The 13,440-nt window shown below is 51.2% G+C and carries 14 protein-coding genes and 1 pseudogene; 8 read left to right on the forward strand and 7 right to left on the reverse strand.

Going from position 1 to position 13,440, the window contains the following annotated elements:
- Window positions 1-233 precede the first annotated feature (233 nt).
- The gene (locus AC52W5_RS09985) at window positions 234-869 is read right to left on the reverse strand and encodes a MarC family protein (protein ID WP_495670891.1); all 636 of its coding nucleotides are present in this window, start codon (window positions 867-869) and stop codon (window positions 234-236) included.
- A 357-nt stretch (window positions 870-1,226) separates the two neighbouring features.
- On the opposite strand from AC52W5_RS09985, the gene AC52W5_RS09990 reads away from it, so the two are divergent.
- Entirely contained in the window at window positions 1,227-1,691 is a 465-nt protein-coding gene (locus AC52W5_RS09990) for a hypothetical protein (protein ID WP_495670892.1), read from the forward strand.
- Between the two features lie 667 nt (window positions 1,692-2,358).
- On the opposite strand, the gene AC52W5_RS09995 is transcribed toward AC52W5_RS09990, so the two are convergent.
- From AC52W5_RS09995 to AC52W5_RS10005, 3 genes are all read right to left on the reverse strand, one after another.
- Window positions 2,359-2,514, reverse strand: coding sequence for a hypothetical protein (locus AC52W5_RS09995; protein WP_495670893.1), 156 nt, complete (start codon window positions 2,512-2,514; stop codon window positions 2,359-2,361).
- A 391-nt stretch (window positions 2,515-2,905) separates the two neighbouring features.
- Entirely contained in the window at window positions 2,906-3,925 is a 1,020-nt protein-coding gene (locus AC52W5_RS10000; RefSeq protein ID WP_074974145.1) for an SDR family oxidoreductase, read from the reverse strand.
- Window positions 3,922-4,182 carry a hypothetical protein gene (locus AC52W5_RS10005; RefSeq protein WP_495670894.1) on the reverse strand — a complete coding sequence of 87 codons (261 nt, stop codon included), beginning with the start codon at window positions 4,180-4,182 and terminating at the stop codon, window positions 3,922-3,924. Before AC52W5_RS10005 ends, AC52W5_RS10000 begins: the two co-directional genes overlap by 4 nt.
- A gap of 114 nt (window positions 4,183-4,296) precedes the next feature.
- On the opposite strand from AC52W5_RS10005, the gene AC52W5_RS10010 reads away from it, so the two are divergent.
- On the forward strand, window positions 4,297-4,500 hold the full coding sequence (locus AC52W5_RS10010) for a cold-shock protein (protein ID WP_074974149.1): 204 nt from the start codon (window positions 4,297-4,299) through the stop codon (window positions 4,498-4,500).
- Window positions 4,501-4,853: 353 nt separating this feature from the next.
- Here AC52W5_RS10010 and AC52W5_RS10015 read toward each other — a convergent pair whose 3' ends face one another.
- Complete coding sequence (locus tag AC52W5_RS10015) at window positions 4,854-5,480, reverse strand: CHRD domain-containing protein (RefSeq protein WP_495670895.1); 627 nt, start codon at window positions 5,478-5,480, stop codon at window positions 4,854-4,856.
- Between the two features lie 414 nt (window positions 5,481-5,894).
- On the opposite strand from AC52W5_RS10015, the gene AC52W5_RS10020 reads away from it, so the two are divergent.
- The 6 genes from AC52W5_RS10020 (at window position 5,895) to AC52W5_RS10045 (ending at window position 12,221) form a co-directional block, all read left to right on the forward strand.
- Entirely contained in the window at window positions 5,895-7,841 is a 1,947-nt protein-coding gene (locus tag AC52W5_RS10020) for a Tar ligand binding domain-containing protein (RefSeq protein ID WP_495670896.1), read from the forward strand.
- Window positions 7,838-8,251 carry a response regulator gene (locus AC52W5_RS10025; protein WP_074974153.1) on the forward strand — a complete coding sequence of 138 codons (414 nt, stop codon included), beginning with the start codon at window positions 7,838-7,840 and terminating at the stop codon, window positions 8,249-8,251. Before AC52W5_RS10020 ends, AC52W5_RS10025 begins: the two co-directional genes overlap by 4 nt.
- A 45-nt stretch (window positions 8,252-8,296) precedes the next feature.
- A complete protein-coding gene (locus AC52W5_RS10030) occupies window positions 8,297-10,009 on the forward strand; it encodes a PAS domain-containing sensor histidine kinase (RefSeq protein WP_495670897.1) in 1,713 nt (570 codons plus the stop codon).
- A gap of 54 nt (window positions 10,010-10,063) precedes the next feature.
- Entirely contained in the window at window positions 10,064-10,693 is a 630-nt protein-coding gene (locus AC52W5_RS10035; RefSeq protein WP_495670898.1) for a UdgX family uracil-DNA binding protein, read from the forward strand.
- A gap of 319 nt (window positions 10,694-11,012) precedes the next feature.
- On the forward strand, window positions 11,013-11,354 hold the full coding sequence (locus AC52W5_RS10040) for a cupin domain-containing protein (protein WP_495670899.1): 342 nt from the start codon (window positions 11,013-11,015) through the stop codon (window positions 11,352-11,354).
- 6 nt (window positions 11,355-11,360) lie between these two features.
- Window positions 11,361-12,221 carry a DUF72 domain-containing protein gene (locus AC52W5_RS10045; protein WP_495670900.1) on the forward strand — a complete coding sequence of 287 codons (861 nt, stop codon included), beginning with the start codon at window positions 11,361-11,363 and terminating at the stop codon, window positions 12,219-12,221.
- 200 nt (window positions 12,222-12,421) lie between these two features.
- Here the strand turns inward: AC52W5_RS10045 and AC52W5_RS10050 are convergent, their stop codons facing one another.
- Window positions 12,422-12,862, reverse strand: a complete 441-nt coding sequence (locus AC52W5_RS10050; protein ID WP_074974163.1) for a KGG domain-containing protein — start codon at window positions 12,860-12,862, stop codon at window positions 12,422-12,424.
- Between the two features lie 457 nt (window positions 12,863-13,319).
- Window positions 13,320-13,440, reverse strand: a pseudogene (locus AC52W5_RS10055) (IS481 family transposase); the annotation flags it as partial.

A 13,440-nucleotide genomic window follows, 5' to 3' on the forward strand; every position in this document is an offset into this window, starting at 1 on the left:
CCAGGTCTCATCGGATATATCGTGGCGGCAGTATGCGGGCTTCGAATCCTTCATACGAGTCTCCTTTCCTGACTCGCCAAGTCTCTCATGTGCGGAGACTCGTGACTACACTATCTAGGACTTCCCCCTCAAAATACCGCTGCCGATGTTGTACCAATCCATTTTTGAGTAATTGTAAACTTCCGTTCTCGCCTTCTTGGTCAACCAATCTTTCTCTGATAAGAATTTTTACACTAGGCTGGAGCAAGCATCGGAAACAGTCCACGTAACCCAGTAGCCATCATTTCTACGGCTATCGCCGCAAGGATAAATCCTCCGACGCGCTGTACTACATCCATAGTAGATTGCCGAATCTTCTTTTCCGCCTGACTAGCCATGTAAAAAGTTATCCAGCATATGGTACCTATGATAAGGATAGGCACCACCACATGAATTAAATCGGCATAGGTTTGCCACGCGCTGTTTCCCATGACATAGCTGAATGCGGCCGGACCGGCCAGCAGTGGTACAGCTAAAGGGACGATTGCCGCTTCTCGAACCCCATCTTCATTAGCTATACGGGGCGATCCCTTGAAGGTTGATTCCTTCCCAAGAACCATTGCTATTGCCAGCAATAAGACAATAACTCCTCCGCCAACTTGCATCGCTCCCAGCGATATGCCGAGCAATCTTAAAATAGGCATCCCCAGAAATGTTGCCACCAGCAACGCCACCGTGACGCTCGACCCAATAGTCTTGGCAAAGCGGCCCTTGCTGCCTAAATCAAAACCTTCCGTAGCCGCGAGAAAGACGGGGATCATGGAAACAGGACCCATCAGCACGAACAGTGTGAGGGTTTTCTTGAGAGTTAAAGCCAAAATTGAAAGCATTATCTAGTGGGTGAAATATTAAGCGCGCCTATGGACGCAAATGGTGGCAATAATAATTGGAATTATTTTGTTATTGGTGGTAGCGAGGCTCCTTGCGCCATAGAGGTCGGAGCGACGGTAAAATTAATCGAATGATGCATTAGGCGAACTGTAGCCAAAACAAACACTCAAATACAATAATTATAATGAGTTCGGATAACTGGAAATCGCATGCTCCCCCCGCGCCCCATCCATGGCAGCGGCTCTATTCCCAGTGTCAAACAAACAGATAGCGAAAGAGCTTGTTCAACTTAAAAGAGAAATACGCTACGCGATCCGGCTCGCCGAGCGAAGCGCGCCTGTATCGCCCGGCAGACTGTGAGCACTTTTTTCTCTATTTTGGGCGGAAGCGCGGCACTTGCCGCCATTGCAGACATATTCCCTAAAGAACTATCCATAGGGGGAGTCTATGTTGCGGCTGTGTTTGGAGCAGCACTGGTTGTAATCCGGCCGGCGGACAAAGCAGCCCAGAATGAAGCTGATCTGCGCAGGTTCCAATCCCTAATGGCGCGCGCCAACAGCCTTGGCGGAAACGCGCTTGAAGCAGCGATTGAAGAAACAAGGCAGGGATCGGCACAGAAAATCGAACCGTTCCGGGACGTGGCTTATAACGATGTCGTCTTGGAATTCAACCGTCCCGACGCGCTGATCCCGCTCTCTCCCTTGCAGAAAATCCTACGGGTATTCGCCCGAGTCAATAACCGAGCTTCCACAAATGAAAGTTATTCTCGCCGTCCTATTCACCCTGGCCCTTCCCTTTACCGTCAGCGCGCAGTACTATAGATTTGACCCAAGTATTTAGCAACGCTCCCAGGATATGATGCAGCAGCAACAACTCGAAATGCAGCAGCAGCAATTGATGCGCCAGGATCACACGATGCAGGAGCAAAATAGACAGTTACAGATGATCTCATGGTACAGATGGATCTCATGTATCAGCAGCAGCGACTCGACAACATGCGGCAACAAGGTAATTACAACTATGGAATGCCGCATCCTGGCAGATTCTAGGCCTGCGCGAAGTTGAGAACAGACAAGCTTTAAAGGCCAGAGCGGAGGAAATCCACGTCATAGCGTTCACATGCTCTACTTATTTATGTGACTGGATAGGTTTTTTATCTCCTACCAACCCGCCTCGGCGGGTTTTTATTTCTATACGTTAAATATTTAACGGTAGAGCTTCCCTTATATTGTTAACCTGCCCACTCGTTTCTCTCCTCTCAAAGAGGGAGGCGAATGCAGTATCCACGCCCGGCTTACGCCGGGCTTTTTTGTTGCCGCAATCTAAAATAGCGTTTCGATCTGCTGGGAACATGTACTTAAGTACAATTTATTCCCCCCTGATCAAGGACTAGAATGCCATTCGTAAAATTATCTCTCGTCCACATCCTTGGAGGAAAAAATGAAACTTGCGATGGTGCTCCTGACAGGAGGCCTTTTCGCACTCTCATCAGCAGTTCAAGCTCAACATAATGGCATCGGACAGGAGTACAACGGTTTGCGGGATTTGCAGCGCACCGCCCACGCAAGGTACGAACAGATGATGCTGGAACAGCAGCAGTTGCGAGTTCTGCAAGAGCAGAACGAGCACCGGCGAAGGGAGCACCTCCGTTCCCAGCGGTTACGAGCAGCAAGCTCCTGGGGAGGGCACAGGTTTCGACTCCGGGCATGGGCGCTGCCACCCTTGCCAAGGACTCATAATCCCCTGATCGTAGTTTCAATTCCAGCATAAACACCAATAGATTGGGAGTTACAAGCATCTACTTGTAACTCCCTTTTATTTTCTGATCAAGGCTTGGGCGCGCAATAATGAGGCAGGTGTAAACAAAACCATTAAAAGGGCAACAAGTAGTCCGTGATGCGGGTCAGGTGGAGAGAGAATTCGCACTTGGGGAGATTTACATGTGCATCATGTCCGTCCTGATGGTGCCCGGCATAAGAAACCCTTGGCACTTCAAAGGAGGTCGACGGCTCTGCTTCTGCCCTTGTTAGCTGCGTTAGGGGTATCCCTCCCCGCCTGAAGCACCGTACACCTGTCCGGTTGCATAGCTTGATTCCTGTGACGCAAGGAAAACGTACAGGGGGCCGAGTTCAGCTGGTTGGCCGGGTCGGCCAAGTGGTGTTTCTTTGCCAAGTCTGCTGACATCTGTCCATCCAAGCGTTTGCAATGGTGTCCAGAACGGTCCCGGTGCCACCGCATTCACCCGTATACCCTGTTTGGCGACCTGCTTCGCCAGCGATTTCGTGAAAGCAATATTGCACGCCTTCGTCTGTGCGTAGTCGAGAAAAGCATCGGATGGAGTGTAAGCCTCAACGGAGCTTGTATTGATGATCGCTGCGCCGGACTTAAGGTGGGGCATGGCCGCCTTTGTGATCCAGAACATGGCATAGACGTTGCATTTGAATATTGAATCGAACTGCTCGGTTGTGAGATCGGTGATCGAGGGCTGCGCGGCAGCCATGGCGGCATTGTTGACAAGGATGTCCAGTCCGCCCAGCCCCCCGACAGCGTTGGCGACGAGCGTGGAACAAAAATTCTCGTCCCGGATATCGCCAGGGATCGCCATCGCCTTTCGCCCTTCCGCCCGGATGAGTTCCACGACCTCACGAGCGTCGGACTCCTCAACAGGGAGATAGTTGATTGCGACATCGGCTCCCTCACGCGCAAAGGCGATGGCGGCGGCGCGCCCAATGCCCGAATCGCCCCCGGTCACAAGCGCCTTTCTACCCACCAGCCGGCCCGAGCCCTTATAGGTTGTTTCACCGTGATCAGGCCGCGGTATCATCTTGCTCACAAGGCCTGGAGACTCCTGTTTCTGCGGAGGAAAGGGGGGAATCGGATATTGCGTTCTCGGATCCTGTTTACGGGATTGGCCGGGCCCTTGTAGTGAGCCAGGACGGTTTTCTCGCTGCCCTTGCTGCGCGAAGGCCGGGGAGACGAAGGCTGTGGCAAGGCCGGTTGCCATACCACCAACAAACTGGCGTCGTGCGGCGTCGGCGTCGTCTTCTGGTTTCATATCTTTTCTCCTCTGAAAATTGTCGGGGATTTCCCATCATTTTTCGCCAAGCCGAGTCTCGGCAATACCGCTAATGGAAGCTTTTCCTGGTTGGGGTGGATAGGTCTGTTGATAACTGCTGGAGCTTGGGTTCCAGAGATTTCCTGCACCTGACCAAAATTAGGGCATTGAGAAAGATTTGCCCTTTCGCTAAGGGCCCAAAAATGCGCCATCTGAGTGAACGTGAATTCTTCATTCTTTGGTACGGTAGCGAACATATTTCTCATTCAGGGATCGTCAGAATGCCGTAAGACCTGAAAGCGAGGTCTCTTTTTAACTGATATGTTCCCCGGGTTCACAGCTCGGCTTTTCTTTTATATAGGAAGTAAAAAATGGCAACTGGGACAGTAAAATGGTTCAATGAGGCAAAAGGATTTGGTTTTATTACCCCTGTTGACGGCAGTGAAGATTTATTCGCACACTTCTCTGCAATCAACATGTCCGGCTTCAAAACGCTCAAAGAGGGACAAAAAGTAACGTTTGAGATTACGCAAGGCGCAAAGGGCAAGCAAGCATCAAACATTCAAGCTGCGTAAGATAGGATTGCACGCTGGGCGGAATATTCGTGCCAGCGTGCAATCCTATTATAGAGTTACCTGATCCGTATGCTATTTTTATTTGACTGACTAGCGCTCAGCCAGATCAGCGAGAGCGCATGCAATAACTCAAGGCTCGGAGCAGATTGCCGCAATAGCCAAAAGAGAACGAAAACTCAGTTGTTTTTGTGTAATTGCTTTAACAGCATCCATGCCCTTCGATTTCGGCTCCGAGCGCTATCCAAGCAATCCTTGAGGATCAGCAGGTTCCCTTACCTTACCTTGGAAACAAAGAAAGCCTGTTTACAGCCAGTTCTCAAAATTATTCCATTCAGTTACTCGGGAGCAGATGTTCAGCTTATTCTGACGCCGCTATCTTCGCAGGAAAGAAGACGACGACGCCATGCCATCATGCTCACCATCGCTAAACCGGCCAATAGCATCGCATAGGTTTCGGGTTCTGGTATGGGAGCCAGGAAACCGCGAATCTCTCCGCCTGGAAATTCGGGCATCGTATGAATATTCGCGTACGCGCGGCCATCATTTATTCCCGCAACCAATGCGTCGAAGGCGCCTTGAGCAGTTCCGCCATTCGCGTTCAGGAATGGCAGATTGTAACTCGACGCATCCAGCATATTAAAGGTATGATCGTAATCACCTGCCATGACTCCAGAGGGAAAGCTAGTAAACGTGGGACTTACGGTGGCGACTCCCGCCAGTCCCTCATGCGGCGTGGTTGTGCAGCAGTGGATATGCGAGGCGGAAACATTTCCCGTGAGCCCGCTGAAACTCTCTTCCACGCGCATCGTCCCCGCATCCTGATTAATGGTGATCATTGCCGTACCGATACCTGGAGAAGAGTTCGGCGGATCCTCATTGGGACCGGTAAGGTTCGCTGTATAAACCGTGGTTTGCGCAACAGCTGGCATAGCTACTGCCGCCGTGAGCAGGCATCCCGCAGCCAAAACGTTGAGTTTCATGATTATCCTCCTTGAAGATTGAATTTCAGCGCATCTCAATCCCAGATTAACAGTTAGAGCATCACCCGGCGAAATACCCCCCATCCGGGAACGCTATCTAAATATAGTACATATCAAGGAGAGCCTCTCAATAGGAATAGGCCATTTGGTTGTGCGAGTACCCAATGGACGCCTGCAGCGGGCTTACGCCATCTTCTGATCCACATATTCGGATCATAAATTTGCTGCTGCCGACCGGTCTTTCCCTGGATGAGTGGTGAACAGGGTTGTCGGATTAAAAGATATTTTTCACATGAGGTTCATAGGGGTATATTTATAACTCCCTGTGTAATGGAAAACTTCGATATCACTTTTCGAATCCTTGCAGGTCATATGTTCAAAAAGCTGAGATTTAAAAACCTGTCATTTAAGAAAATGACATTAAAGAATCTGTCATTTAAGAATCTGACATTTAAAAACCTGACGATCAAATCACGCCTGATCTTTACCCTTTCCTACCTGGTCGCCTTTTTGCTGGGAATGGGAATGATTGGTTTGTTCGGCATGAGCCATGCAATAGACGGACTAAGGACTGTCTATCATGACAGAGCGATTCCGCTGAGCCAGGTTGGATATATTGAATCACTTTTGCTGCAAACCCGGCTCGCCGTCACATCTGCGCTAGTAATACCGACGCCTGAAATCATCAAGAACAAGACCGCAAAGGTTGAGAAGAATATTGCGGAAATCAATAAAACCTGGGAAGAGTACATAGAGACCCGTCTGACTCCCGTGGAAAAAAAGCTGGCGGCTAAATTTGACGCAGATCATCGTAAATATGTGACCGAGGGCCTCTTGCCCGCAGCAGCCGCGTTGCGCGCCAATAAAATTGGCGAAGCAAACAGGATACTTGTGGAAAAGATCCGCCCGCTGTACCTGCCAGTAGGCGAAAGCATAGACGCCCTTGTTTTGCTGCAGGTCGATGAAGCAAAGAGAGAATATGACCAGGAACAGAGCCGGTACGAGACAATCCGCGCCATTCTCATCGCTTCGATAATCGTCGCCCTGCTGCTGGCGGTGGTGTTCAGCCTCATGTTCATCCGTGCGATTTTTCAGCCTCTTGAGAACGTCGTCCGAATCTCTCGCGGCGTGGCAGCAGGGGATCTGAAGCAGGAAATCGAGGTTCATCCGGCGAATGACGAAATCGGCCAATTGACGGAGGCCGTGCGGGAAATGCGCGACAGCCTGGTGGAAACGATCGGCCAGGTTCGCGCCAGCGAAGCAAATACACGTGCCTTGATAAATAACCTGATTGTGGGTGTAGTCTCCGTTGACGAAGAGGGCGCGATCAAGACCGGCAACCCGGCAATGGAATGGATCTTCGGTTATTCCGAAAGTGAGTTGATCGGACAAAATATCGGTTTCCTGTTCCCCCGGCCTGAACACGGTCAACTGACGGATTACTTTAAGAATTACCAAGAAAATACAAAACTGCAAGTGCCCGGAAAAACGAATGAGGTTATAGGGTTGCGCAAAAACAATGCCACGTTTCCCCTGGATATTTCTGTGACTGAGATGCATGGCCAGGAGCACCGTATGTTCGTCGTCATTCTGCGTGATATCAGTGAACGCAAACAGGCAGAGGAACAGAAAGCGATACTGATGGCCAACCTGGAAAGCGCCAATGAAGAGTTGAAAAGTTTCGCATATGTGGTATCGCACGATTTAAAAGCACCGCTGCGCGCAATTGGCGCACTTGCAGACTGGCTCTCTACTGACTACCTCGATAAGTTCGATGATGAAGGCAGGGAGCATATGCGCCTCCTTGTCAGCAGAGTCCACCGTATGGGGAACCTGATCGACGGTATCCTGCAATATTCACGTGTGGGGCGCGTCAGAGAAGCGCCTGTAGAGGTGAAGGTCGATGAAGTCCTGCGTGATGTGATAGATTTCATTGCCCCTTCGCCAAATGTTACCATTAGCGTCGAAGATACATTACCCAGCATAGTGATAGAGCCAACGCGCATCCAACAGATATTTCAGAATCTGCTTTCAAATGCCATCAAATACATGGATAAGCCTCAATGCGAAATTCGTATTGGCTGCGTTGCGGAGGGCGAACATTGGAGGTTCAGCGTCAGTGATAATGGCCCTGGTATCGAATCACGTCATTTTGAAAAAATCTTTCAGCTTTTCCAGACGCTTGCGCCAAGAGACCGGGTAGAAAGCACCGGGGTTGGGCTCACTCTGGTAAAAAAGATCGTGGAAATGTATGGTGGCAATATCTGGGTGGAATCCACGCCCGGTGAGGGTACAACTTTTTTCTTTACTCTCCCTAAAACAGTAGCAGTCGCAAATTCAACCAAAGGAACAGCAGCGTGAAAATAACTAATAGACCCATTCTCCTGGTGGAAGATGATCAAGTAGATAAAATGACGGTCGTTCGTGCTCTAAAAGAGATTCACGTAACGAACCCGCTCGTCCACCGGGAAAATGGTGAGGAAGCTGTTCATTATCTCCAGGACCCGGCAAGCGAAAAGCCGTGCATCATTTTGCTAGACTTGAACATGCCCATCATGAACGGTCTCGAATTCCTGAAAGCGGTTAAAAATGATGACAAGCTGAAGCGTATTCCCATAGTAGTTCTGACTACATCAGAGGAACAGCAGGATAAGATAAACAGCTTCGACCTCGGTGTGGCCGGTTATATGGCCAAGCCGGTGGATTATCGTCAATTCGTCGAAGTCATGCGTTCCATCGATGCTTACTGGACCATCAGCGAGATGCCATGATAAAGGCTCAATCAACTCCCTGATTTTACGAAAGCCCATCCACTTATGACCAAACCCCTGATTCGCGTTCTACTCGTCGAAGACGATGCCGTGGATCGTATGGCGTGTCGACGTGCCCTTGCCCGGGACCCGGACTATGAGTTCGTGCTTTCCGAAGCCGAATCAGGCCGGGAGGGATTGCAACTTGCCTATGAGCAAAAGCCGGACTGCGTCCTGCTCGATTATCACTTGCCGGATGTGAATGGTCTTGAGTTTCTGGCGGCGCTGACCGACGAGAGTGGCGATGTCTCCATCCCGGTCATGATGCTGACAGGTACGGACAACGCTACCATTGCGGTAGAAGCAATGAAGCGCGGGGCGAAGGATTACCTGATCAAGGACCTGGAGCACCAATACCTTGAATTATTGCCTGCCATTATCCAGCGTGTACTGAGCGACCGGCGGATGCGGCTGGAAAAAAAGCAGGCGGAAGAGAAACTCGCCCAGGCGGAGGCCAAATATCGCTCCCTGGTCGAAACCATTCCGGCAATCGTTTACATTGCTGCACTGGATGGGAGCAACCGTTTCCTCTTCGTCAGCTCGCGTATCAATATGCTTGGTTTCTCAGCAGAACAATGGTTGAACGATCCGGCCATCCTGCTTGCCCAGATTCATCCGGCCGACCGGGCGCACGCACTCGAGGAACGGGCAAAAAGCCGCGCAACGGGCGCCCCTCTGCGTTGTGAGTACCGTTTGCTTGCTCAGGATGAAAGAGTCTTGTGGTTCCGCGACGAGGCGAATGTCGTGCGGGATGAATCGGGACGCTCGCTGTTTCTGCAGGGGATTCTGGTTGATATCACTGAAAGCAAACAGGCAGAAGAGGAGTTGAAGCAGCATCGTTTTCGTCTGGAAGAACTCGTGGCTAAGCGCACCGATGAACTGGCGCGGGTGAACGAAGAGTTGCGGTGCGATATCACCCACCGCAAGCTGATCGAAGAGGAACTGATCAAAGCCAAGACAGAGGCGGAAAAAGCCAATCTGGCAAAATCAGATTTTCTTTCCAGCATGAGCCACGAATTGCGCTCGCCGCTGAATGTCATGCTTGGTTTTGCCCAATTGATGGAATCGAGTTCTCCGCCGCCGACATTCACGCAAATGACCATGCTCAAGGAGATCAATTCTGCAGGATGGTATCTGCTTGAACTGATAAACAAAATCCTCGATCTCGCCGCAATTGAATCCGGCAAGCTGATTGTTGCGCAGGAACCGATGTGCATCGGCGAGGTCATGGTCGAGTCCCGGACCATGGTCGAGCCGCAGGCCCAGGAGCAAAATATACAACTGATCTTTCCGCCATCATCGGACATGGGCTTCTTCGTTCAGGCCGACCGAACGCGGGTGAAGCAGGTTCTGATCAATCTTCTTTCCAACGCAATCAAATACAACCGCGAGGGTGGCACAGTCGAAGTGAGCTGCTCCATGACAGTGCCCGGACGCCTCCGCGTAAGTGTGCGCGATACCGGGACGGGATTGCCGCCGGAAAAACTGACACAGCTTTTTCAGCAATTCAACCGGCTCGGGCAGGAAGCGGGGTCTGTGGAAGGCACGGGCATTGGCCTGGTAGTGACGAAACAACTGGTTGAACTAATGGGCGGGACAATCGGCGTGGAAAGCACTGTCGGTGTCGGCAGTGTGTTCTGGTTTGAACTCACCGCCGATGGAGCTTCCGAGGCTGCACCCGATGCAGATAAAAACGAAGAACTTAGTACTGAAGGTTAAGATTAAGATAGCACCCCTCTCCTCTTTCCCCTGACCCTGTCCATTCTTCAGCAGATGAAAACGCCTCTACCGGACACTTCACATCCTGCTGAACACGCTGGAAACACCATCGCTTCCCTGCGTAAAGCGGCCACGAATTGCCACGCCTGTCACCTCTGGGAACATGCCACACAGACTGTCTTCGGAGAAGGTTCCCCGCGTGCATCGGTCATGCTCATTGGCGAGCAGCCTGGAGACCGTGAAGATATTACAGGCCATCCATTTGTCGGACCGGCGGGATCGATTCTATCGCATGCGCTGGAAGCAGTCGGTTTGTCGCGAGAAGAAGTCTATGTTACCAATGCCGTCAAGCACTTCAAATTCGAACTACGTGGCAAACGACGTATGCACAAGAAACCGGTCGATGCCGAAATCGTGGCGTGCCATGCCTGGCTCCAACGCGAAATTGAACTGATAGCGCCCCGTCTGATCATTGCCCTGGGCGCCACGGCGGCTCGCTCACTGCTGGGCCGCGCCACCCCTGTCAAAGTCAACCGGGGAAAATTACTCGAATACGCAGTGGACGTATCATTGCTGATTACGGTCCACCCCTCGTTCCTGCTGCGTGTACCGGAGGAAAACAAGGACGAAGAGTACGAGCGCTTTGTGGATGATCTCAAGCTGGCAAAGCCCTTTCTCAGCTGAGTTACACTGAGACAACGGCCCTGTTCGGTCGGCCATTCTGCTTATCCCTTCCCCGTCTCCCCCTGCCTCCCCTTATCCCCCTATTGATCCGGTCAGAAAATATTATGAATCTCGTCATTCCGGGCCTGACTCTGAATCCAGCAAACCGGAATCCAGTCCAAACCAATAATGGCGTGTTTTGAACGCCGCTGGATACCGGCTTCCACCGATATGACGTTCGTCCTGCTTACTCGCTGACTCAACAGCTCCTCCCCTTCTCGCGAAACGGCGTTGTTTTTCTGCTGTCAAATTTCTGTAATGGATGAGATGGGAGAAATGGATGAAACGGAAAAATCTGCAGTTCGAAATCGGATTTCGCATCGTTCTTGGTAACCCGAGTTCGCAGGCGGCTGAAATGGTTTTACTTCCAGGAAAGGCAGAAGGAGGCCCACATAATCGCCACCGCGGTGCTGACCAGTGGCTGTATGTCGTTTCGGGAATGGGTATTGCAACCATAAATGATAAGCGCTATCGCCTGGGTGAGGGTTCCCTTTTGCTCATCGAGCGTGGCGATGAGCATGAAATCCGCAATACGGGAGAAAACCTGCTTCGAACCCTCAACTTTTATGTTCCCCCTGCATATACGACTGAAGGGGAAGAACTGTCGCGTGGACGGAGTTGAGAGCGAGTGAGCGAGACGCGTATCGGTATTTCCGGCTGGCGTTATCCGCCCTGGCGCGGCGTATTTTATCCTTCCGGACTTCCCCAGCACAGCGAGCTTGAATATGCTGCCAGGATATTGCCGACTATCGAGATAAACGGAACTTTCTACTCCCTGCAGACACCTGACAGCTTCCAGCACTGGTATGATGATACACCCCCCGGGTTTATTTTCAGCGTTAAAGGATCGCGCTACATCACGCATATCCGGCGCCTGAGCGACATCGACATTCCACTCGCCAATTTCTTCGCTTCGGGAATATTCAATCTCCGGGAAAAACTCGGCCCCATCTTGTGGCAATTTCCACCCAATTTTCGCTATGATCAGGACAGAATGAGGGGGTTTTTCGACCTCCTGCCGCGAGATACAGAGCAGGCTCTGCATCTGGCCCGTCGCCGGGAAAAACGCATGACAGGCCGCGCACGCCTGGCGATCGGCGCAAAACGCCCTCTACGGTATGCCGTCGAAATACGGCACGACAGCTTCCTCAATGAAACCTTCGTAGAACTCCTGCGCGCACACAATATCGCACTAGTCATTGCAGATACCGCAAGAAAATGGCCCTACCGTGAAGACGTAACGGCAGATTTCCTCTATCTCCGCCTGCATGGTGATCAGGAAATTTATGCGAGCGGATATACCGAGGAGGCATTGGTACGTTGGGCGCAACGAATTCGCCTCTGGCGCGAAGGTTTACAACCCGACGACGCGCATCTCATCTCACCGCATCAACCGCCACGTATGCCTCGCGATATCTACTGTTACTTCGATAACGATATCAAAGTAAGAGCGCCTTTCGACGCGCAATCATTGATCTCCAAGCTTTAGCCAAGAAATGAGTTCCAGGAACGTTCTCGCGTTTATTTCACGAGATGTTGGGGTTCGGGCTCCGAGCCCTTCTATCTTCCCCCTCCATTCTGAGCAAATCGAAAGATGAACGATGATCAGAACAACTCGCCGAAGGGTAGCCCGCTACTCACGGCGAATACGGAAAAGACCTTCCCCCTCAGGCAACGATGTAGAAGGCTCTACCGGTTAGTGTGATTTGAGCTGCCATCCTTGCCGTGCTGCCCAGATTTTCCACTTTGCGACGAGTATGAGGACTCCTTCTCATGCTCAGCATGTGAACCGACTTTTCCGCGTGATTCCCCGCCTTTGCGCCCTGCTTCTCGCGCCTCCTCGGAATCAAACTCATGCGCCGTACCCTTCTCGTGCGCGGCCTTACCACCTTTTCTGCCCGCCTCGCGCGCCTCTTCCGAATCAAACTCGTGCGCCGTGCCCTTCAGATGAGCCGCCCGGCCCCCTTTCCTGCCCGCCTCGCGTGCTTCCTCAGAATCGAACTCATGGGCAGTACCTTTCAAATGAGCCGCCTTGCCGCCTTTACTGGCGATTTCACGCTGCTTGTTTGCATCCATTGAAGCAAAACCGCGCTTGTCACCACTTTTTCCTCGCTCTTTATCTGCAACCATGCCATGCCTCCGAATTATCAAATACTTTTAAAACCTCCCTCTAACAAGCAACCCGAGAAACTCCCAGGCATCATGAGAATGAGGGTTTCTTATCTCAATTTGTTAAAGTTAAAAGCAGAGAATGATTTATCCTAGCCTGGAAAACACATTTGCTCTGTTCGGAAGCATACATAGTCCAGTTTATTCAAGTTGTTGCAATGATTCCTGTTTTTTCACTTCGGCAGTATCGATTGGCGAGGGAGAGTCACTGGCATGGGTGAAATATCCTGAGATGTCATGCAGATCCCGAATCTTACTATTCCGGCGGCTCTCCGCAGGCGAAGATAGGCAAGGAGATAGCCATAGCGGGCCTCTGCAAGATCTCATTTCGCTTCAAGCAGCGTTACTGGCATTCATAAGATCAAGGTACTGTTGGAAGAGCTGCTATTTAGGATAATCGCCGGTCCGAGTAGCAGAGCTAGGTGTTTAGCCCCACAGTGTGGTGGTGTGGGTTAGTAATAAACTTGTCTGGGTCTTCAGACCATATTTTGCAAATGTGTTCATAGGGTGTCAGACCCTTGAGGGTCTTTAGCCGTCTG

Source organism: Nitrosospira sp. CT (assembly GCF_059489795.1).